This window comes from Aquimarina sp. BL5 (assembly GCF_003443675.1).
In the GTDB taxonomy this organism is placed as follows: Bacteria; Bacteroidota; Bacteroidia; order Flavobacteriales; family Flavobacteriaceae; genus Aquimarina.
In genome coordinates this window covers 2,645,577-2,668,485 of the sequence record NZ_CP031963.1, presented here as the reverse complement: position 1 = coordinate 2,668,485, position 22,909 = coordinate 2,645,577, and the positions used below count along the sequence as shown (strand labels likewise).

The window sequence follows — 22,909 nt, the reverse complement described above, 5'->3', positions numbered from 1 at the left end:
CACAGTTACTATGTTATCTTTGTTAAGGAATATTGAAAATTGACTTTTATGAACGAAAACCTGAATCCATCAAGCGAAAACTATTCTAATGAAGATCTGGATATAGAAAAAGCTTTAAGACCTCTTGCATTTGAGGATTTTGCTGGACAGGATCAGGTGCTTGAGAATCTAAAGATTTTTGTTCAAGCTGCTAATTTAAGAGATGAGGCACTAGATCATACGCTATTTCATGGGCCTCCAGGATTAGGAAAAACTACATTAGCACATATTCTTGCTAATGAATTAGGAGTGGGAATTAAAGTTACTTCAGGACCAGTTTTGGACAAACCAGGTGATTTAGCGGGATTATTGACCAATCTTGATGATAGAGACGTTTTATTCATAGATGAAATTCATCGATTGAGTCCAATCGTAGAGGAATACTTGTATTCGGCTATGGAAGACTACAAGATTGATATTATGATCGAAAGTGGTCCAAATGCTCGAACTGTTCAGATTAACTTGAATCCGTTTACGTTAGTTGGAGCAACAACCAGGTCAGGTTTGTTAACGGCACCTATGCGGGCTCGTTTTGGCATTCAATCAAGATTACAATACTATACTACAGAATTATTAGCTACCATCGTAGAAAGAAGCGCACATATATTAAATGTTCCTATCTCTATGGAAGCAGCGATCGAAATAGCAGGAAGAAGCAGAGGGACTCCAAGAATAGCTAACGCTTTACTGCGTAGAGTGCGTGATTTTGCACAGATTAAAGGTAACGGTAAGATTGATATAGAGATCTCTAGATTCGCTCTTAAAGCGCTTAATGTGGACGCCCATGGGCTTGATGAGATGGATAATAAGATTCTAACTACTATGATTGATAAATTCAAAGGAGGTCCGGTAGGATTGACTACTATCGCAACCGCTGTAAGTGAGAGTGCCGAAACTATTGAAGAAGTATATGAACCTTTTTTAATTCAGCAAGGATTTATCATGCGCACGCCCAGAGGTAGAGAGGTGACGGAAGCAGCTTATAAACACCTAGGTCGCATAAAAGGAGGAATCCAAGGAGGATTGTTTTAATTCAGTTCGGTAAAAATAAAAATATGGTAATCCCTAAAGTCTCCTTTTTTCAAGTTCTCAAAAATGCTAAAAACATTTTGAGTAACCCTTTACCCTTTCATAATAAGAATTTCGAAAAGCATGGAGATGTATTCGAAGTAAACTTGGGATTTGGAAATTCTGTTATTTTCACTAGAGATGCTGGTTTTGCAAAACATATGTTGCAAAATCAACATCGTAAGTATCATAAATCACCATTGCAGAGTAAAGAATTGGCAAGATATATAGGTAATGGTCTGTTAACCTCTAATGGAGATCATTGGTTAAGACAAAGAAGATTAATACAGCCAGCATTTTACAAAAAGAAGATAGATGTAATTGCAAATACAATTAGAGAAACAATTTGTGAAGAACTTTCTAGAATAGAACCCAATGTCTCAGCGGATATTTATCCATTAATGAATGATTTGGCTTTTAAGGTGGTTGCAAAATCATTGTTCAGTTACACTGATACAGGTAATACTATGGCTAGGTTACAGCATATAACCGAAACTGCACAAAAATCTTTAATTAGAGAAATTAGACAGCCATATAAAAGATGGTGGTTTCATCTTAGTGGTCAAATTAAAAGTACACTGAAGTTAACCCAAGAAGCTCGCGATATACTGGACAATATCATTGAAGAAAGACGAAAATCGAAAGATACATATGATGATCTATTAGATATGTTGTTGAATTCTAAATATGAAGATGGTAGTTCTATGGATAATGAAAGATTGATCGATGAAATATTGATTTTATTTGTTGCAGGACACGAAACCACTTCTAATGCATTGTCTTTTTGTTTAAGCTTATTGGCATTGCATCCCGAGATTCAAAATAAAGTATTTAAGGAAGCTAGCGAGTTTGATTCAGAAGAGCTGTCACTAATGGAACAATTTCAGAAGAGTAAATATACTACCCAGTGTGTGGAAGAGGCAATGCGTCTATATCCACCAGCGTATTTCTCCGATCGTGTGAATATAGAAAATGACGAATATCAGGATATCAAATTACGAAAAGGGACTACAGTTCTTATTTCATTTTTTGAAATACATAGACATGAGAGCTTTTGGGAAAACCCTACAAAGTTTGACCCTGATAGATTTCATTCTGATAATAAGAAAGAATATTCTAATTGGTATTTTCCTTTTGGAGCCGGTCCAAGAATGTGTGTAGGTAGTAATTTTGCTATGTATGAAATGATTTATACAGTGAGTGAGTTAATCAAGAAATATAAAATTTCGACATCCATATCAGAAATTGAGATTAAGCCATTAATAACATTAAAGCCGGTGAATGCAATATTAAAGTTTGAAAAAAGATAAGAACTTTGGACACTAAATCTATACATACACAATTAATAAAAACCGAAGCTCAACGCCTCGGTTTTCTGTCTTGTGGTGTTAGTAAAGCAGAGTTTTTAGAGCAAGAAGCACCTAGATTAGAAACATGGCTGAATAAAAATATGCATGGACAAATGTCTTACATGGAAAACCATTTTGACAAGCGTCTTGACCCAACCAAGTTAGTTGAAGGTTCTAAAAGTGTGATATCATTATTACTTAATTATTTCCCTTCTGATATACAAAAAGATCCCGATGCTCCCAAAATTTCTAAATATGCATATGGTCAGGATTATCATCACGTTATAAAGCAAAAGCTAAAACAACTACAAGAATTTATTACCGAAACGATAGGAGAAGTAAATGGAAGAGCTTTTGTGGACTCGGCGCCAGTGCTGGATAAAGCCTGGGCAGCAAAAAGCGGATTAGGATGGATTGGTAAGAATAGTAATCTACTAACTCAAAAAGTCGGATCTTATTATTTTATTGCAGAATTGATTGTGGATTTGGAGCTGGAATATGATACTCCAGTGACTGACCATTGTGGAACTTGCACGGCTTGCATAGATGCCTGTCCCACACAAGCAATCGTAGACCCATATGTTGTAGATGGTAGCAAGTGCATTTCTTATTTTACCATTGAATTAAAAGAAGAAATACCTTCTGATTATAGAGGAAAATTTGATAATTGGATGTTTGGTTGTGATGTATGTCAGGATGTGTGTCCTTGGAATCGTTTTTCTAAATCTCATAATGAACCTCTTTTTAATCCAAAGCCAGAATTACTAGAAATGACTAAGAAAGATTGGGAAGAAATTACCCAAGAAGTATTTTCTAAAGTATTTCAAAAATCAGCCGTGAAACGAACCAAGTTTTCAGGGTTAAGCCGAAATATTAAGTTTTTGAAATAAAAACTTTTATTATTTTGAAGATTACATAATACAAACGGTTGTATAGATGTTTTTAACTGCTTTTGGTATAAAACCGTTAATAATTTTAGGATAAACTTGTATATTCATCAGATTTTTAGCTTAATAATTAACTAAATTTAACTCATATCGTTTTTTTACTGACATTCTAAGAAGTAAAAAAATTATATAAAGCATTTAAATCTTTCACACATGAATGAATTATCTTATATCGACATTGCAGTAATTGTCGTGTATCTCATCGGGATCATTATCTATGGAATTTCTAAATCAAAACGAGGAAGTTCGGAAGATTATTTTTTAGGAGGAAGAACAATGACATGGCCAATCGTTGGTATCGCTTTATTTTCTGCTAATATATCCAGTTCTACTTTAGTAGGACTAGCTTCAGATGCGTATCAAACCAATATTAATGTATATAATTACGAATGGTTTGCGGTTGTCGTATTGATTTTCTTTGCTATTTTCTTTCTTCCGTTCTATTTGCGCTCAGGTGTGTATACAATGCCAGAATTTCTAGAAAGAAGATACGATAAAAGATCACGTTATTATTTTTCATTTATAACGGTAGTTGGTAATATTTTAGTAGATACTGCATCAGGTCTTTATGTTGGTAAGATTGTTTTAACCTTGTTGTTTCCTTCAATGGATTCTACTTTGATTTTAGTAATACTAGCAGTTGCAGCAGCAGCTTATACAATTCCAGGAGGATTAAATTCTGTAATTCAGACCGAAGTTATACAAGCCGTTTTACTGATAATTGGATCTTGTTTGTTAACATATTTCGCTTTTGATCAGCTTGGTGGAGGATGGTCAGCAATGACGGCTAAACTTGATGGAATGTTATCTGCCGGAGAAGTGAATTTTGGAGATCGTTTAGCTGAAGGAAAGTATATACCTACTAACTCAGATGAAGTCTTTAGTCTTGTTAGGCCAGATAATGATGAATTCATGCCTTGGTGGGGATTATTAACTGGAGTGCCATTGCTTGGGTTTTACTTTTGGGCAAATAATCAATTTATGGTACAAAGAGTTTTGGGAGCTAAGGATCTTAACCACGGACGTTGGGGTGCGCTGTTTGCAGGCTTATTAAAGTTGCCTGTAATTTTTATTATGGTAGTTCCAGGTGTATTAGCCTTGTTGCTGTTTAGTACTTTGGATATTACAGGTCTTAATTATGCATTAACTGACGGTACTATTTGTAACAATCTTGCAGATTGTCCTAATCTTACATATCCTGTATTATTATTTCAATTATTACCTGTAGGAGTATTAGGTCTTGTAGTAGCTGGATTAATGGCAGCAATGATGTCATCGGTTTCTGCGACATTTAATTCTGCATCTACACTAGTAACAATGGATTTTGTAAAACAACTAAAACCGGAGCTTACTAGCAAGCAATTGGTTAAGGTGGGGCAAATAACAACGGTCATATTAGTGGTTCTTGCAATTGCTTGGGTGCCTTTTATAGAAAGAGTTAGCGATTCATTATGGACATATCTACAGTTAGTTATCGCGTATACCTGTCCTCCGGCTGTTTCTACCTTTGTTTTAGGATTGTTCTGGAAACGTGCCAATGGTAATGGGTCTATCGTGAGTTTATTGACAGGTTTTTCATTAGCATTTTTAATGATTATGTCACAAACATTTGATTGGATTCCTGCAGTAAATGAATTACACTTTTTAGCAAAAGCTACTTGGTTATTTGTTATTTGTATTCTTGTTCATATAATAGTAAGTTTAGCTACTAAACCGCAATCAGAACAACAAGTAAAAGAGTATACGTATAAACGAGCGATGTTTGCAGAAGAAACGAAAGAGCTTAAAGGGTTGGCATGGTATAAAAATTATAGAATTCTTTCGGTGATACTATTAGTTATTACATCTATAGTGGTAGGTTTTTTCTGGTAATATAAATAATTAGATATGCAAAATCTTAAGTTTGAATATTTCATAGTTCTTTTCTTTTCTTTCTTAGTCATCAATTGTAAAAATGAAGAGAAGATAACATATTTAGGTCATGCTAAAACCTTAGAACAGTTAATCCAGCAGGAAGATACGGATGGAGATAAAAAGATAACGGTTGAGGATAAGGGTCCAAAGCAATTTGAGTTTATTGACGCTACCGGAAAAGTAAATCAAATAAAAGGAACATATCAGTTATCTAATTTACTTCAGGAATTGGCAATTGCCGAAAAAGAGGATACGATTTCTCTAGATAGAATCGCTGAATCTCCGAGTAACCGAATTTCAAGATTAATAAAAACTAGATATTGGGATAATCTCACAAGGTCAGTTGATAAAGCGGGATTAGCAAAAGTGTTAGAGGATACTAAATCCGAGACAGATATTTTTAGATTATATGTTCCTTATAAAGATCAAGAAGCTATTACGTATTTTGAATCAATAAAATCAGAAGTTCCTAAGCTAAAGGTGATAACACTACCGGAAGAAATTACACCAGAATATGTAAAGACATTGAATGACATTCCAGGAATTTTAAATTTAGCTCACTCTAAAGATGATAAGGGAAAGTATAAAGCGAAACCATTTGTAGTTCCTGGAGGAAGGTTTAATGAGATGTATGGTTGGGATAGTTATTTCGAATCGGTAGGATTGTTGATTGATGGGCGAGCGGATCTTGCTATGTCTATGGCGGATAATTTTGGATATCAAATAGAACATTATGGAAAGATTCTGAACGCTAATAGAAGCTATTATCTTACCAGAACACAACCGCCTTTTTTTAGTTCTTTAGTGAAAGAAATATATCAACAAAATCCTCAAGTTTCAAGAGATTGGTTAACAGCTAATCTAAGAATGGTGATTAAAGAATATGAAACAGTTTGGATGGAAAAAGGAATACGCCTAACAAATACTGGACTAAGTCGTTTTTATGGAGAAGGGATTGGGGTTCCACCTGAAACCGAACAAGGTCATTTTGACTTTATATTGAATAAGTATGCAGAAAAACATAAAGTTGGTCTACAAGAGTTTACAGAAAAGTATAATTCGGGTGAAATAAAGGATCAAGAACTTGATTTGTATTTTACCCATGATCGATCTATGAGAGAAAGTGGTCATGATACCTCTAATAGATTGGATGATATTTGTGTTCATTTAAATACTGTTGGAATAAATAGTCTGTTATTCAAATATGAACAGGATATTGCCTATTTGATTAAAGAGGTTTTTGAAGATAAATTCAAAGTAGATTCTAAAGAGTATACGTCTTCATTTTGGTTAGCGAAAGCAGAGGAAAGGAAAAAACGAATGAATGATCTAATGTGGGATACCGAAAAAGAGGTTTTCTATGATTATAATTTTGTGACCAAGAAAAAACAAAAAATAGAATCTGCTACCAATTACTATCCACTTTGGGCAGGATTAAGTACTAAAGAACAGGCTGCCTCTTTGGTAAAGAATTTATTCAATAATTTAGTTCAGAAAGGCGGTGTTGCTGCAACTACTGATATTGCTAATAAAGAAGATCCTAATGCTCCACAACGCCAATGGGATTATCCAAACGGTTGGGCGCCACACCAGATGATGATTTGGAGAGGTCTTATGGATTATGGATATGAAGAAGAAGCAAAAGAGCTTATATACCGTTGGTTATGGATGATCACAAAAAATGCAGTTAATTATAATGGGACCATCCCTGAAAAATATGATGTTGTAAAATGTACACATAAGGTGTATGCTGAATATGGTAACGTAGGTACAGAGTTTGATTATATTACACCAAGCGGATTTGGGTGGATGAATGCATCATATCAGTTAGGATTAAGTTTTTTAGATGAAAAATTAAAATCTCAATTAGATAAACTTGTAGATCCTGATGATATCTTCAGTAAAAAGAGTAATTAGGTAGTGAATTCATAATATAATTCATAAAAAGACATATAGTTTTCTGAAGTTTCAATTTTTTTGAAGATTACTGTGTTTTGCCTTTTGCATCTCGCATAGACTTGTACCTTTGTATAGCACACAATTTTTATTGATTTAGTATGAGTATCGAAAGTAAACGAAGAGAAGCACTAATTTATCACGCAAAACCTACTCCTGGTAAAATCAAAGTAGTACCCACAAAAAAATATGCAACGCAAAGAGATTTATCATTGGCATATTCTCCTGGGGTAGCTGAACCCTGTTTAGAAATAGAAAAAGATACAGCAAATGTTTATAAGTATACCGCAAAAGGAAACTTAGTAGCTGTAATATCTAATGGTACGGCAGTTTTGGGTTTAGGGGATATTGGGCCCGAAGCATCAAAGCCTGTGATGGAAGGGAAAGGATTATTGTTTAAAATTTTTGCGGACATTGATGTATTTGATATTGAGGTGGATACAAAAGATGTGGATGCATTTATAGAAACAGTAAAGAATATTGCTCCAACTTTTGGAGGAATTAATCTAGAAGATATAAAAGCTCCTGAAGCATTTGAAATAGAAAGGCGCCTTAAGGAAGAGCTAGATATTCCTGTTATGCATGATGATCAGCACGGAACAGCCATTATCTCTGCAGCAGCACTTTTGAATGCTTTAGAAATTGCAGAAAAAGATATTAACAAAGTAAAAATAGTAGTGAGTGGAGCTGGAGCAGCAGCTGTTTCTTGCACACGACTGTATAAAGCCTTTGGAGCAAAAGCAGAAAACATAGTAATGACTGATAGTAAAGGTGTTATCCGTAAAGACAGAGATAACCTTACGCCAGAAAAAGCAGAATTTGCAAGTGATAGGGATCTTGATACTCTAGAAGATGCAATGAAAGATGCAGATGTTTTTATTGGATTATCTATGGCTAATCTAGTAGAGCCGGAAATGCTATTGACAATGGCAGATAATCCTATTGTATTCGCTATGGCAAATCCAGATCCCGAAATTAGATACGATCTAGCGGTACAAACGCGCAAGGATATTATTATGGCAACAGGTCGAAGTGACCATCCTAATCAGGTTAATAATGTGCTTGGGTTTCCATTTATTTTTAGAGGCGCATTGGATGTAAGAGCTACCGGTATTAATGAAGAGATGAAAATGGCAGCGGTTAAAGCTTTAGCAGATTTGGCTAAAGAGCCAGTTCCAGAGCAAGTAAATATAGCTTATGGTGAGACTCGACTTAATTTTGGGAAAGATTATATTATACCAAAACCTTTTGATCCAAGATTAATTGCCAAAGTGCCTCCAGCTGTTGCTAAAGCGGCTATAGAAAGTGGAGTTGCTACAGAACCAATAGAAGATTGGGATAAATATGAGAGTGAACTTCTGGAGCGGATGGGGAATGATAATAAATTAGTAAGATTGTTAATTGATCGAGCTAAACTAAGCCCTAAAAGAGTTGTGTTTGCAGAAGGAGATCATCTGGATGTTTTAAAGGCAGCGCAAACTGTAAAAGAAGAAGGAATTGCTTTTCCTATATTATTAGGGCGAAAAGATATTATCGCGGAGTTAATGAAGGAGATTGATTTTGATCCTACTGGAATTACTATTATTGATCCTAAAGCGGATGAGGAAATTGATAGGAAAAACAGATATGCTCAGAAGTATTGGCAAGATAATAGTCGAAAAGGAATAACACTTTATGGAGCACAACGATTGATGCGAGAGCGTAATTATTTTGCCGCTATGATGGTCAATGAAGGGGATGCAGATGCACTATTGTCAGGATATTCTCGAAGCTATCCTACAGTGCTCAAACCTATGCTAGAGCTTATAGGATTGGCAAAAGGAGCGACAAGAATCGCCACAATGAATGTAATGATGACCAATAAAGGTCCTTTATTTATTAGTGATACTTCTATTAATATTGATCCTACCTCTAAAGAGTTAGCCAAGATTGCCCAAATGACAGCAAGAACTGTGGAAATGTTTGGGGTTGATCCTGTAATAGCAATGATATCTTATGCTAATTTTGGATCATCAAAGCATCCAAATGCTTCTAAGGTAAAAGATGCAGTTTCGTATTTACATCGTTACTATCCAGATCTTATCGTGGATGGAGAACTGCAGATGGATTTTGCTTTGAATAGAGATATGCGGAAAGATAAATTCCCGTTTTCAAAACTTAATGGACGTAAGGTGAACACATTAGTTTTTCCTAATTTGGATTCCGCCAATAGTACATATAAAATGCTAAAAGAATTGAATAATTCAGAATCTATAGGTCCGATAATGATGGGGATGAAAAAACCAGTTCATATTCTCCAATTAGGAGCAAGTGTTGAAGAAATGGTTAATGTTGCTGCCGTAGCAGTAATAGATGCTCAGGAGAAAGAAAAAAGAGAAAAAGAGATGTTTTCTTTAGTTTCTGGAGAGGTACAGTGATTAAATTACAGACCAAATTTTAATAGTTTAATAAGCTTCAAAAATGATAAGTTTTTGAAGCTTATTTTTTTAAACCATATTGTAGTATAATTTTATTACTTTTGGATGCTTAACATTCATTTAACTAATGATTACACAAATCAAGGGGCGACTTGTAGAAAAAAATCCAACTGATGTAATAATAGATTGTAATGGAGTGGGATATATACTGCATATTTCATTACATACTTTTTCTTTATTATCAGACCAGGAAGTAATAAAGCTATATACACATCTGCAAGTAAAAGAAGATTCGCATACGTTATTTGGTTTTGCAGAGAAATCAGAAAGAGAGATCTTTAGACTTTTGATTTCGGTTTCGGGAATTGGTGCAAGTACAGCCAGAACAATGTTATCTTCTTTGCATCCTGATCAGATTAAAGATGCAATTGCATCAAATGATGTAGCAACGATACAATCGATCAAAGGTATTGGGGCAAAAACTGCACAGCGTTTGATAATTGATTTAAAAGATAAAATTCTTAAAGTTTATAATATTGATGAACTTTCTGTATCCCAAAACAATACTAACAAAGATGAAGCGTTATCTGCTTTAGAAACCCTTGGATTTAATAGAAAGCAAGTAGAAAAAGTTGTTGACAAAATTCTAAAGGTTAGCCCTGTCGAAACAGTTGAAAATATTATTAAACAAGCACTAAAAAATTTATAAAAACATTGAGTTCATTACATTCCTTATATTTTAAATTTTTAAAAAGACTAGTTTGTTTAATCGTACTCTATGGGGGAGTGCTTTTTGGTCAGGAAAATGAAACTGTACGAGATTCTACGAGTACAACATATTCTCTGGGTGAGATTTCCCTTCCAGATCCTAATAGCATAGTTGCTAAATACGAATATGACCCAATTACTAATCGTTATATTTATCGTGAAATGTTGGGGTCTTTTAATGTTAAATATCCCCTTTTTCTAACTCCTGAAGAGTTTGAGAGCTTAGTAGAAGAGGAGCAGAGAAGAGATTATTTTAAGGAAAAAATAAGCGCTTTTAGTGGTAAAACAGAAGGAAGTGAAGAAAGGCGTAAAAATCTTCTTCCTATTTTCTATGTGAATTCGAGCTTTTTCGAAACTATTTTTGGCGGAAACGAAATCGAAATAATCCCGCAAGGATCTGTAGAAATGGATTTAGGGATTTTATATACGAAGCAAGATAACCCCGCTTTTTCTCCTAGAAACCGAAGTAATTTTACATTTGATTTTGATCAAAGAATAAGTTTGAGTTTATTGGGTAAAGTTGGTAAAAGACTTCAGATAACGGCCAATTATGATACAGAGTCTACATTTGATTTCCAGAATCAGATAAAATTAGAGTACACACCAACTGAAGATGATATTATAAGAAGTATAGAAATTGGTAATGTAACCATGCCTATAAATAATTCTTTAATTCAGGGGTCGCAAAGTCTTTTTGGCGCAAAATTAGGATTACAGTTTGGTCGAACTAGTGTTACTGCAGTGTATTCTGAACAACGATCAGAAACTAGATCCGTAAATGTAGAAGGAGGAGGAACAGTTGAAGACTTTGAAATTGATGCTTGGCAGTACGATGATAATAGGCACTATTTCTTATCTCATTTTTTTAGAGATACGTATGATAATGCTCTTGCAAATTACCCTTTTATAAACAACAACATACAGATCACACGTATTGAGGTTTGGGTTACGAATAGAGCGACCAGCGCACAGACGTTAACGGACGCTAGAAATATTGTAGCGCTGCAGGATCTTGGTGAATCTCCAATTGGAGGGAATTTTACAATACCAACTTCGTTATTTAATCGACCGGCAGGTTCTTTTCCTGATAATGGGAATAATGATTTAGATCCTTCTGCTATCGGAGGTACCGGTTCAATTTCTAATGCAGTGCGTCAGATATCAACTGTTCAGCAAAGTTTTACAGGTGCTATTTCTGGTTTTAGAGAAGGAGAGGATTATGCAGTTTTAGAAAATGCCAGACAATTAAATCAAAATGAATATACATTAAATACACAATTAGGGTATATATCCTTAAACCAAAAGCTTAATAACGATGAGGTCTTAGCAGTAGCTTTTCAGTATACCGAAGGTGGTGATGTGTATCAAGTTGGAGAATTTGCAAATGATGGTGTAGATGCTACGATAGGAGATAATTCAGATGGAGGTGTTCAATCAGGATCTAGTAATAGTTTAGTAGTTAAAATGCTTAAAAGTCCAATATTTAGAGTTGATCTACCAATATGGGATTTGATGATGAAAAACATCTATAATACAGGAGCTTTTAGATTGGATTCTCAGGATTTTAGATTGAATATAGTATATGCTAATCCTTCTCCTGTTAATTATATTACTCAAGCACCTGGCGCTAGTGCTACTGATCCTGCATTGCCGGATGATGTAGAACAGACAAGATTGTTAACAGTTTTTAATATGGATCGATTAAACCCGAATAATGATCCAGTACAAGGAGCTGATGGAGCTGGAGACGGTTTCTTTGATTATGTTCCCGGATTGACAATCGATCCAGAAAACGGAAGGATTATTTTTACTACAGTAGAACCTTTTGGACAGCATCTTTTTAATAAACTGGATAATGATGGTGCGCCAAACCCCAATGACTATAATAATCCTGATATTTATAATATAAACCAAAGTAGATATGTTTTTAGAGAACTGTATACAGAAACAAAGGTAATAGCAGAACAGCAAGGAGCTGATAATAAATATTTTCAGTTAAGAGGACGGTATAAATCTTCTGGACAGGATGGGATTCCACTAGGTGCTTTTAATGTTCCACAAGGATCAGTTACAGTTACTGCTGGGGGTAGAACTTTACAAGAAGGAGTAGATTATACAGTAAATTATCAATTGGGACGAGTTAATATTTTAGATGAAGCATTGCTATCTTCAAACACTCCTATTCAGGTTTCGACGGAGAATAATGCAGTATTTGGTCAACAGACTAAGCGTTTTACTGGAATAAATGTTGAGCATAAATTTAGTGATGATTTTATTATAGGAGGTACGTACTTGAATCTTAATGAAAGACCAATTACCCAAAAATCCAGCTATAATTTTGAGCCTATCAATAATACACTTTTAGGTTTTAATGTTAATTATGCTACCGAAGTACCATTCCTTACTAGAATGGTAAATAAATTACCTAATATTGATACAGATGTCCCTTCTAATGTTTCTATTAGAGCAGAAGGTGCATATTTAATTGCTGGAGCACCAAAAGGGGCTGATTTTGGGGGAGAAGTAACGACCTATATTGATGATTTTGAAGGCGCACAAACACAAATTGATGTAAGTTCAGCCTTATCTTGGGAGCTCTCCAGTGTGCCTATCGGTTTTGATCCTCGTAGTAATGATGAGGTTCGTGTTGGTATTGAATCCGGTTTCAAAAGAGCAGATCTTTCTTGGTATACTGTTGATCCAATATTTTATAGCAATTCTAGGCCTAGTGGAGTTACTGATGAGGATGTAGAATTTAATGCTTCAAGAAGAGTTTTTATTGATGAAATATTTCCTGTAACGGATAGACCACCTGGTCAGACATTGTCACTATTTCCATTAGATCTTCATTACAGGCCTTCTGAGCGTGGTCCTTATAACTATAATAATACCGCTACAGGTAGTGAATTGAATACATTGCCAGATCCCGAAAGTAATTTTGGAGGAATAATGAGACAATTAACCTCTACTAATTTCGAACAATCTAATGTAGAGTTTATTGAGTTTTGGTTGATGGATCCGTTTTTCGATCCAGGAGGGGGAGAAAGTTCACTGACTGAAGCAACAAATGGAACTATAACTTTTCACTTAGGAAATATTAGTGAGGATGTATTAAAAGATGGTAGAAAGCAATATGAAAATGGACTTCCTGCTGACGGTTCTGATCAGGATGTATTCGAAACTGAGTATGGTGACGCAAGAGTTCCTGTGAATCAGTCCTTAATTTATGCCTTTGATACAGAAGGGCAGGCAAGACTAAATCAGGATGTAGGATATGATGGTCTGGGTGATAGTCAGGAAAAACTCAATCCTATTTTAGATAGATTCAGTGACCTTGAGGATCCTGCTAACGATAATTACACCTATTATCTTCAAGCTGAAGGGAATATTGTAGAACGTTACAAGGATTATAACGGTATAGAAGGAAATTCTCCGACCAGTGTAGCCAATGATGATCGTGGTAATACCACTTTCCCTACGGCAGAGGATGTGAATCGTGATAATACTATGAATACAATTGATAGTTATTATGAATATGAAATACCTATTTTTCAGGGAATGCGTATAGGTGATGATGGAGGAACGGGTTATATTACCGATGTACAGGAGGGTGTTAGAACTGTACTTAATGGGCAAACTCATGGATACAGATGGCTTCGATTTAAGGTTCCTATCTATGAACCAACAGGTTTGCAAAATATAGGAGAAAATGATTTCAGATCTATCCGTTTTATGAGAATGGTAGTGACTAACTTTGATCGACCGGTAACTTTGAGGTTTGCTACGTTGGATTTGGTAAGAGGGGATTATAGAAGGTATGTGCAAGCAGGTAATACAACAAATGATCCAACCAGCGGATTGAACATTAATGGTGATGAAGTAATTGTTACATCTGTTAGTAGTGAAGAAACGCCGAATTATGTAACTCCTCCGGGAGTACAAAGAGAAGAGCTGATTAATAATAATACAACAATCAGAGAAGATGAAAGATCGCTGGCATTAACGGTGAATAATCTTGAAAATGATGATTCACGAGGTGTCTATAAGAGTTTTAATGTTGATATGCGTCAATATGAAAATCTTGAAATGTTTATACATGCAGAGAATCTACCGGAACAGACAACATTAACAGATGGAGAATTGGTTGCCTTTATAAGAATGGGTAACGATTTCACGAATAACTTTTATCAGATAGAGTTGCCTTTAGATGTAACGGAGGATAGGAATAGTAGGGTTCCTGATGAGGTGTGGCCAATACCAAATAGGTTAAATTTAAAATTGAGTTTATTACAAAAAATAAAATCTTTTTCGAATAGAGCTTCGACTACATTTGATAATACAAAATTAAATTATTTTGATAGTAATGGTGATCTCATAGGGCCAGATTCAGAAAATCCAGACCCTAATACTACTCTAGGAAACTTACGATTAGGTATTAAGGGTAATCCTAATATTGGAGATGTGCAGATTATGATGGTAGGGATTAAGAATACCAGTGGAGAAAATCAATCTGGGACGGTATGGTTTAATGAAATGCGATTGAGCGACCTTAAAAATCAAGGAGGCTGGGCGGCTGTTGGTAGTCTGGATGCTAATGTTGCGGACTTTGCTACAGTAAGTGCTTCTGGTAGAATAAGTACGATAGGTTTTGGAGGAATAGAACAAGGGCCAAATGAGCGTAGTATCGAGGATGTTAAACAATACGATCTTACTACGAATGTGAATTTGGGACAACTCCTACCTAAAAAATGGGGGTTACAAGTTCCGTTTAATTATACCAGAGGAGAAGAATTGATTACCCCGCAGTATGATCCAGAGTTTTTAGATATTGAATTGCAAGATAGATTAGATGCTGCAGGCAGTTCTGATGAAAAAGATAGAATTCTAAAGCAGTCAACTGATTATACAAAACGACAAAGTTTTAATGTAATAGGGCTCCGAAAAGATAGAACAGGAGATAGTAAACCAATGCCATATGATGTAGAGAACTTTGCTTTTTCTGGGACTTATAATCAAACAGATCATAGAGATTTTGAGATAGAGAAATCTTTAGATCAAAGTGTCCGTTTAGGAGGTACCTATGATTTTAGTTTTCAACCTAAAGAAGTTGAGCCTTTCAAAAAGATAAAGCTTTTAGGAAAAAGTAAATACTTTGATTTAATAAAGGACTTTAATTTTAATCTGTTGCCAACAAGTGTTTCTGTAAATTCTAATATTACGAGACAATTTAACGAACAAGTGTTTAGAGATATCACATTAGGGCCAGAGGATATTGGATTACCGCCGCTCACACAGCGTAATTTCCTCTTTGATTGGCAATACGGAATTAATTATAATTTAACGAAATCTCTTAACTTTAGTTTTAATTCTGCTAATAATCGAATTGTTAAGAATTTTATTGATGACGATGGTTCTATAAATAATTCTATAGGAGTATGGAGTGGTTTGTTTGATGTAGGAGATCCCAACTTTCATAGCCAACAATTACAAGTAAACTATGAAATTCCTTTTAACAAGATTCCTTTGTTTAAGTTTATGAGAGCAACATATTCGTACTCGGCAGATTTTCAGTGGACTAAAGGGAGTGAGGCTTTGAAAAATCTGGAAGGAATACCTGATTTAGGAAATACTATTCAGAATGCGAATGTGCATACCGTTAATGGTTCATTGGACATGAGTACTTTGTATAAGTATGTCGGTTTGACTAAGAAAAAACCAGGAAGGAATAAAGCTAAGAAAAAGAAAACAGCAAAAGCAGGAGAAGAAAAAGATGGATCTAAACCAGCTTTGGCCGGTGCTAAAAAGAAAAGAACTAAAAAGAAGTCCAGCAAGCTTACTGTTGGTGATAAAGTATTAAATACGGCAATAGGTTTGGTTACCGCTGTAAAAAAAGTAAATATTAATTATCAACAAGATAATGGTATTTTCTTACCTGGTTATTTGCGTGAACCAGGATTTGTTGGAACATTAAAGCCAACGGTCGGTTTTACTTTTGGTAGTCAATCAGAAATAAGAGATTTAGCGGCAAGAAATGGATGGCTTACTTTATATCAAGAGTTTAATCAACAATATAGAGAAGTAGAAGGAAGACAACTTAATATACAGGCTTCTGTAGATTTATTGCGAGATCTTAAAATTGATATTAGTGCTAATAGAAATTATTCTGAAACCTACACAGAAAATTATAGAGTAGATGTAAATAATGATTTAGAATACCAATCATTAACACCTAATTTGTTTGGTAACTATACGATTTCTACGTTATTGATCGGAACAGCATTTAAGAAGAGTGATGAGTTTAATTCTGAAACTTTTGATAAGTTTAGAGAAAATAGATTGGTGATTGCAAGGCGTCTTGCGCAAGAAAGAGGTGTTACAGAGGATTCAGATGGTGATGGCTTCCCTAATGGATATGGAAGAACAAATCAAGCAGTGCTCTTACCAGCTTTTCTTGCTGCATATACAGGTGCGAATGCGGAAAGTGTTCAGAAAGGAGCTTTTAGAGATGTTCCACTCCCCAATTGGGATATTAAATACACCGGTTTGATGAACTTGAAATGGTTTAAGAAGCGATTCAAAAGGTTTTCTATGGCACATGGATATCGTGCGAATTACACCATCAATCAATTCAGAGCAAATCTCGAGTTTAATGCAAATAATCCAGATGAATTAGATCAGGGAGATAATTTCAAAAATCCTGAATTGTATGCTAATATAAATCTTACGGAGCAGTTTAGTCCACTGATTCGATTTGATATGGAAATGAAGAATTCTATTAAAATTCTGGCGGAATGGAAAAAGGATAGAGCATTATCTTTAAGTTTTGATAATAATCTACTTACGGAAATCCAAGGGAATGAATATATTATTGGACTCGGATATAGAGTTCAGGATTTGACATTTGTAACTAGAATTGGCGGTAAAAAGACCACTTTGAAGAGTGATCTTAATTTTAGAGCGGATTTATCACTTCGTCAAAATGAAACCATTATAAGATATCTAGATATTGATAATACTCAGGTTACTGCTGGACAAGATATTTATGGTATTAAGTTTACTACAGATTATGCATTAAGTAAAAATTTAACCGCATTACTGTTTTATGATCATACCTTTTCTGAATATTCGATCTCCACAGCTTTCCCGCAGACTACAATTCGCGGCGGTTTCACACTAAGATATAACTTCGGAAATTAATAGTCTTTTAGTAGAGTGGTACAAGTGGTAATTTTGATGAGGTTTTATAGGTGAAAACTAGTTAATAATTAATTTTTAATAATTTTTGATATAGTTTTTCTAAAATCTGATAAAATAGATTTATTTTCGTCTTCTAAATAATAACAATTTATAAATACTTTTTCGGATGAATATTCCTTCAGATTTAAAATACACAAAGGATCACGAGTGGATCAAAATTGACGAAGACATAGCAACAGTGGGAATCACTGATTTTGCTCAAAGTGAATTAGGTGATATCGTTTATGTAGAAGTTGAAACCGTTGGCGAAGAACTAGAACAAGAAGAAGTTTTTGGTACTGTAGAGGCTGTAAAAACAGTTTCAGATTTGTTTTTACCTTTAACTGGAGAGATCGCAGAATTTAATGAAACTTTGGAGAGTGATCCAGAGTTAGTTAATAGTGACCCGTATGGAGATGGATGGATGGTGAAAATTAAGATATCTGATGCCTCTCAAATTGATGATCTTTTATCTGCAGATGGTTATAAAGAGCTTATTGGTGCATAAATATTTGCTCCTGCTGGTATGCGTTTACACTAGCTTGATCGGATGGTTGTCCTTGGCTAAAGTTTTTATTCCTGTAAATATTAGTATAAAGGGAAGTGATAAGATAGGACATTTGTTAGCATATTTTGTTTTTGCAATTGTTTTGTTTTTGTTTTTCTTTTATTCGGAAAAATTGCACAAAAGATTTTCTCAAAGTTTAATTTGGGCAGCCGTTTTAAGCTTTTTATTTGGGATTTTGATGGAGTTTCTTCAAGCGGTGCTCACAAGTTATCGAAGTCCAGAATGGAATGACGTATTAGCAAATACTAGTGGCATTGTTTTTGCTCTAATTATTTTGAAAACACTTAAAAATAAGCTGATTAACTTAAGAATGAGATAAAGTTAATTAGTAGAAGTATTAGATTAGCTGTTGCTAATCACAGTATAATTCTAATCTGATAAAAGTTAAAAATTGTATTTTTTGTTTTACATTTTTACTATTAGTTGGAAAATACAAAAGAAATTAGCTATTTTAGCAATCATATAATAACATTTGTAATATGGAACCAAAGAAAAATCCGAAAGCAGATTTAACCAAAAAAAGTGCCTTGTTTCTACAATTAGGGCTGATTTTAGTGTTATTTGTTACTTGGCAAGGTATAGAGTGGAAAACCTATGATAGAAGTAATATCGATATAGGTCAGGTTAATCTTGATGAATTAGAGGAAGAAGAAGTTCCTATTACTCAGAATTTAAATACACCACCTCCACCTCCACCTCCACCACCAGCACCAGAAATTATTGATGTTGTAGAGGATGAAGAAGAAGTAGAGGAAACAATTATAGAATCTACTGAAACCAATCAGGAAGAAGAAATTGTAGAGGTAGAAGAAGTAGAAGACGTAGAAGAAGAAGAAGAAATTGCTGATGTACCTTTTGCAGTGATCGAAAATGTTCCTGTTTTTCCAGGATGTGAAAAAGAATCAGGGAATGCAGCTAAAAAGAAATGTATGAGTGATAAGGTTAAGAAATTTGTTAACCGTAAATTTAATACAGAACTTGGAAGTGAGTTAGGTCTTTCCGGAGTTAATAGAATATACGTGCGTTTTAAGATTGATAGAGGTGGAAATATTGTAGGAGTTCAGGCAAGAGGTCCACACCCAAGATTAGAGAAGGAAGCTCAGAGAGTGGTAAAAATGCTTCCTAGAATGACTCCAGGTAAGCAAAGAGGAAAAGCAGTAGGAGTACTGTATTCTTTACCTATTGTTTTCCAGGTTCAAGATTAAACAAATTTTTTTTAGATATTATAGTCCCTTTTGTTGTAAAAGCAAAAGGGACTCTTTTTTTGGTATGCTTGTTGTGTTTAGAATTAACTGTAACGTTAAAACTAAATGATATGAGTAACAAGCATGATGCTAATGTGCGAAAAGGCACATTAGTAAACTTTCAGATTGGGCTTATAGCAAGTCTATTATTTACCTATGTGATGTTCGAAGTGTATACTTCAGAACCAATTGACAAGATAATTTCGGATCCGATAGTCTTGGAAAATGAATCTTTTGTTTGGAATGAACAATTTGTAGTTTATCAGGAACCTGAACAGAAAGTGGTTGCGCAAAAAAGACCGGAGCCAATCCCAGATCCTACAGAGTTTGAAGTAGTTGAAGATGATAAGGTTATTGAGGATCTAACAGATGAGTTTAAAAGTGAAGATCCACCGGTAGAGTCAACTCCATTTAATCCAGATGCTATTGTAGACAAAGAAGAGGAGGAAATCCCTACAAATGTTCCATTTTCTGCAGTAGAAGATGTACCAATCTTTCCTGGTTGTGAACGTTTAAAAACCAATAAGGAAAGAGCAGCTTGCTTTTCTGAAAAGATCAGTAAGATCATTTCTAGGAAATTCAATACGGATTTAGGAAAAGATTATGGTTTAGAGGGTGTGCAGAGGATATACGCTTTATTTGATGTCGCTGCGGATGGAACTATTCAGAATATACAGGTTAGAGCACCGCATCCCAAGCTTAAAAAAGAAGCAGAAAGAGTGATTGGCTTGTTCCCTACGATGACTCCTGGGAAACAACGTAAAACACCCGTAACGGTAAAATACCAGTTGCCAATTGTGTTTAAAGTTCAGGATTAAATAAAGGTCGTTTTGAAATATAAGAATCCCGTTACGATAATCGTATACGGGATTCCTTTTTGGTATGCTTGTTGATTCAGATTTTAATTGTAACGTTAAAACTAAATAGTATGAGTAACAAGCATGATGCTAATGTACGAAAAAGTACATTGGTAAACTTTCAGATTGGGCTTATTGCAAGCCTTTTATTCGCCTTTGTAATGTTCGAAATGTATACTGCTGTTTCAGTGGTTAAACCTCCGGATATTGGTTCTACAACAATTGATAAGACTATTTTCACCGTGGATGTTTTTAAGATTGAAAAAGAACCTAAAAAAGAAGTAGTTGTTAAAACAAACAAGATTAAAGAGCCTGATTGGACAAAGCCTAAAGTCGTTGATAACAATGCAGCTTTGAAAAACCTTAAAAAAGAATTGGCTGCAATTGGTGATAAAACAATATCTAAAGCGCCACCGGTTGATTCTATAATTGATGTAGGTGTTGATGAAAAAATTGTATATTCTATTGATAAAGTAGCTATAGCTCCTATTTATCCAGGTTGTGAAAAGTATAGCAGTAATGATGAGAGAATCGCTTGCTTTTCGAGTAAAATCCGAAGATTGGTTTCTAATAAATTCAATGCTGGTCTAGGAGAAGAATATGGTCTTAAAGGGTTGCAACGAATTGATGTTCAATTTCAGGTAGATACCGATGGACTTATAAAAGAGGTTAAGGTAAGAGCCCCACATCCAGCTTTAGAAAAAGAAGCTAGAAGGGTTGTTAAAAAATTCTCTAGTATGGAACCTGGAAAAATTGGAAATAAACCGGTAAAAGTAAATTACATTCTACCAATTACTTTTAAGGTTCTTGATTAATTGATAAGGCCCAGCTAATTTTAGCTGGGTTTTTACTTTGATAAATATTATGTTTTTAACCAGCTAAAATTGAGGTGAAACTATGCTCAAACCTGTTTATTTAGCTAAAACAGTTGTTAAAAGTTGAATTATAAATAGTTATAAGTTGTCTAAAATCCTTTTAACACATATCTTTGCACAACTTTTTAAAAAAGCTATTTAGTTAACGTGCAAAATTTGAGTATAACCCAAGTCGATACTGCCAAAGTTTCTGTGATTCAGGATTTTAAAGAGATCACTAAAATGCGATTGGCATTAAGTGTAGTTTTTTCGTCCGTGGCCGGCTATTTGTTAGGAGTTGATACCATTTCTTGGAGTACACTGGTGCTTTTGTCCATTGGAGGATATTTTATGGTTGGAGCATCTAATGCTTTTAATCAGATTATAGAACGTGATCTGGATGTTTTGATGGATCGTACCAAAGATAGGCCTATTCCATCAGGTAGAATGTCTGTGAATACAGCTTTTGCAATTGCTGCTATTTTTACTGTTTTAGGAATTTCTGTTTTGTATTTCATAAATCCAAAGACAGCAATGTTTGGGGCGATTTCAATTTTTATATATGTTAGTTTATATACTCCATTAAAGACTAAAACTCCTTTGTCAGTTTTCGTTGGAGCTATTCCCGGAGCAATACCGTTTATGTTGGGATGGGTAGCGGCAACAAATGATTTTGGAATAGAACCTGGGACTTTGTTTATGATTCAATTTTTCTGGCAGTTCCCACATTTTTGGGCAATAGGTTGGTTTTTGTTTGATGATTATAAAAAAGGAGGTTTCTTTATGTTGCCTACCGGTAAGAGAGATAAGGGGACAGCAACTCAAGTAGTTATTTATACTTTGTGGACAGTCATCACCTCATTAATACCAGTATTTGGTGTTACTGGTAAATTATATATTACTCCGGTTTCCGGAATTTTAATTTTAATACTTGGCGGATTTTTGTTTAGATATGCAATTCGCTTGTATAAAGTAAGAGATGCTAAGACTGCAAAACAATTAATGCTGGCGAGTGTGTCTTATATTACATTGCTACAGATTATTTATGTAGCAGATAAATTTATTCGTGCATGGATTTAACGCAAGGAACAACAGTAGAAAAACAGAAAAGAGCAAAAAAAACCATGATGTGGTTTGCGATGGTGAGTATGACTATGACATTTGCAGGTCTAACCAGTGCTTATGTGGTAAGTAAAACCAGAGAAGATTGGTTGACTGATCTTGTTTTTCCAGATGCTTTCATAACTAGTGTATTAATTATTATAGTAAGTAGTGTTGCTTTTTATTTTGTTAAAATTGCAATCGAAAAAGGAAACCGAAGCTTGGCGACTATTTTATTATTAACTACTTTGAGTCTTGGAATCCTATTTGTGTTTATGCAATTTCAGGGATTTGAAGATATCATGGGGCAAGGATATTATTTTACAGGACCATCCGCTAATATCGTCCCTACTTTTTTATATATCATAGTAGTATTGCATATAGTTCACGTAATTGTTGGGCTGATAGTACTTTTAGTCGTAATTTATAATCATTTTAAACAAAAGTATAAAAGAGGGCAAACCCTTGGTTTAGAACTGGGTGCTATGTATTGGCATTTCGTAGATGTTTTGTGGGTTTATCTCTTTTTATTTTTATATTTCGTTAGATAATAAAATTGATTACTTTTGTGGAAAATTTAACAATACCAAA

15 protein-coding genes are annotated in these 22,909 nt (G+C 34.5%); all 15 read left to right on the top strand.

Annotated features, from left to right (window positions below; translation table 11 throughout):
• The first annotated feature begins 48 nt into the window (after positions 1–48).
• Positions 49–1,071: a Holliday junction branch migration DNA helicase RuvB gene (gene ruvB, locus D1818_RS11505; RefSeq protein ID WP_118459110.1), complete on the top strand. Its 1,023-nt coding sequence runs from the start codon at positions 49–51 to the stop codon at positions 1,069–1,071.
• A 23-nt stretch (positions 1,072–1,094) separates the two neighbouring features.
• Positions 1,095–2,417, top strand: a complete 1,323-nt coding sequence (locus tag D1818_RS11500) for a cytochrome P450 (RefSeq protein ID WP_118459109.1) — start codon at positions 1,095–1,097, stop codon at positions 2,415–2,417.
• Positions 2,418–2,422: 5 nt separating this feature from the next.
• Positions 2,423–3,346, top strand: a complete 924-nt coding sequence (gene queG / locus D1818_RS11495; protein ID WP_118459108.1) for a tRNA epoxyqueuosine(34) reductase QueG — start codon at positions 2,423–2,425, stop codon at positions 3,344–3,346.
• Positions 3,347–3,556: 210 nt separating this feature from the next.
• Complete coding sequence (locus D1818_RS11490; RefSeq protein WP_118459107.1) at positions 3,557–5,275, top strand: sodium:solute symporter; 1,719 nt, start codon at positions 3,557–3,559, stop codon at positions 5,273–5,275.
• A 15-nt stretch (positions 5,276–5,290) separates the two neighbouring features.
• The gene (locus tag D1818_RS11485; protein WP_118459106.1) at positions 5,291–7,234 is read left to right on the top strand and encodes a trehalase family glycosidase; all 1,944 of its coding nucleotides are present in this window, start codon (positions 5,291–5,293) and stop codon (positions 7,232–7,234) included.
• A 140-nt stretch (positions 7,235–7,374) separates the two neighbouring features.
• Positions 7,375–9,690, top strand: coding sequence for an NADP-dependent malic enzyme (locus D1818_RS11480; RefSeq protein ID WP_118459105.1), 2,316 nt, complete (start codon positions 7,375–7,377; stop codon positions 9,688–9,690).
• 127 nt (positions 9,691–9,817) lie between these two features.
• Positions 9,818–10,399, top strand: coding sequence for a Holliday junction branch migration protein RuvA (gene ruvA / locus D1818_RS11475; protein WP_118459102.1), 582 nt, complete (start codon positions 9,818–9,820; stop codon positions 10,397–10,399).
• A gap of 5 nt (positions 10,400–10,404) precedes the next feature.
• Positions 10,405–17,655 (top strand): cell surface protein SprA, encoded by a 7,251-nt coding sequence (sprA, locus tag D1818_RS11470; RefSeq protein WP_233558496.1) that lies wholly within the window; start codon positions 10,405–10,407, stop codon positions 17,653–17,655.
• Between the two features lie 166 nt (positions 17,656–17,821).
• The gene (gene gcvH, locus D1818_RS11465; protein WP_118459098.1) at positions 17,822–18,202 is read left to right on the top strand and encodes a glycine cleavage system protein GcvH; all 381 of its coding nucleotides are present in this window, start codon (positions 17,822–17,824) and stop codon (positions 18,200–18,202) included.
• A 52-nt stretch (positions 18,203–18,254) separates the two neighbouring features.
• Positions 18,255–18,581 (top strand): VanZ family protein, encoded by a 327-nt coding sequence (locus D1818_RS11460; RefSeq protein WP_162897274.1) that lies wholly within the window; start codon positions 18,255–18,257, stop codon positions 18,579–18,581.
• 160 nt (positions 18,582–18,741) lie between these two features.
• A complete protein-coding gene (locus tag D1818_RS11455; RefSeq protein ID WP_118459094.1) occupies positions 18,742–19,467 on the top strand; it encodes an energy transducer TonB in 726 nt (241 codons plus the stop codon).
• 110 nt (positions 19,468–19,577) lie between these two features.
• Positions 19,578–20,324, top strand: coding sequence for an energy transducer TonB (locus tag D1818_RS11450; RefSeq protein WP_118459092.1), 747 nt, complete (start codon positions 19,578–19,580; stop codon positions 20,322–20,324).
• Between the two features lie 110 nt (positions 20,325–20,434).
• A complete protein-coding gene (locus D1818_RS11445) occupies positions 20,435–21,178 on the top strand; it encodes an energy transducer TonB (RefSeq protein WP_118459090.1) in 744 nt (247 codons plus the stop codon).
• A 216-nt stretch (positions 21,179–21,394) separates the two neighbouring features.
• Positions 21,395–22,297 (top strand): heme o synthase, encoded by a 903-nt coding sequence (cyoE, locus tag D1818_RS11440; protein ID WP_118463679.1) that lies wholly within the window; start codon positions 21,395–21,397, stop codon positions 22,295–22,297.
• The gene (locus D1818_RS11435) at positions 22,288–22,869 is read left to right on the top strand and encodes a cytochrome c oxidase subunit 3 (RefSeq protein WP_118459088.1); all 582 of its coding nucleotides are present in this window, start codon (positions 22,288–22,290) and stop codon (positions 22,867–22,869) included. The genes cyoE and D1818_RS11435 overlap by 10 nt, the downstream gene beginning before the upstream one ends.
• Positions 22,870–22,909: the final 40 nt, after the last annotated feature.

Bases quoted from the DNA above. Each gene is read 5' to 3' on its own strand.
- D1818_RS11445 (WP_118459090.1), top strand. From the start codon at position 20,435: ATGAGTAACAAGCATGATGCTAATGTACGAAAAAGTACATTGGTAAAC.
- D1818_RS11480 (WP_118459105.1), top strand. From the start codon at position 7,375: ATGAGTATCGAAAGTAAACGAAGAGAAGCACTAATTTATCACGCAAAA.
- gcvH (WP_118459098.1), top strand. From the start codon at position 17,822: ATGAATATTCCTTCAGATTTAAAATACACAAAGGATCACGAGTGGATC.
- D1818_RS11455 (WP_118459094.1), top strand. From the start codon at position 18,742: ATGGAACCAAAGAAAAATCCGAAAGCAGATTTAACCAAAAAAAGTGCC.
- ruvB (WP_118459110.1), top strand. From the start codon at position 49: ATGAACGAAAACCTGAATCCATCAAGCGAAAACTATTCTAATGAAGAT.
- D1818_RS11485 (WP_118459106.1), top strand. From the start codon at position 5,291: ATGCAAAATCTTAAGTTTGAATATTTCATAGTTCTTTTCTTTTCTTTC.
- ruvA (WP_118459102.1), top strand. From the start codon at position 9,818: ATGATTACACAAATCAAGGGGCGACTTGTAGAAAAAAATCCAACTGAT.
- D1818_RS11435 (WP_118459088.1), top strand. From the start codon at position 22,288: ATGGATTTAACGCAAGGAACAACAGTAGAAAAACAGAAAAGAGCAAAA.
- D1818_RS11490 (WP_118459107.1), top strand. From the start codon at position 3,557: ATGAATGAATTATCTTATATCGACATTGCAGTAATTGTCGTGTATCTC.
- D1818_RS11450 (WP_118459092.1), top strand. From the start codon at position 19,578: ATGAGTAACAAGCATGATGCTAATGTGCGAAAAGGCACATTAGTAAAC.
- D1818_RS11500 (WP_118459109.1), top strand. From the start codon at position 1,095: ATGGTAATCCCTAAAGTCTCCTTTTTTCAAGTTCTCAAAAATGCTAAA.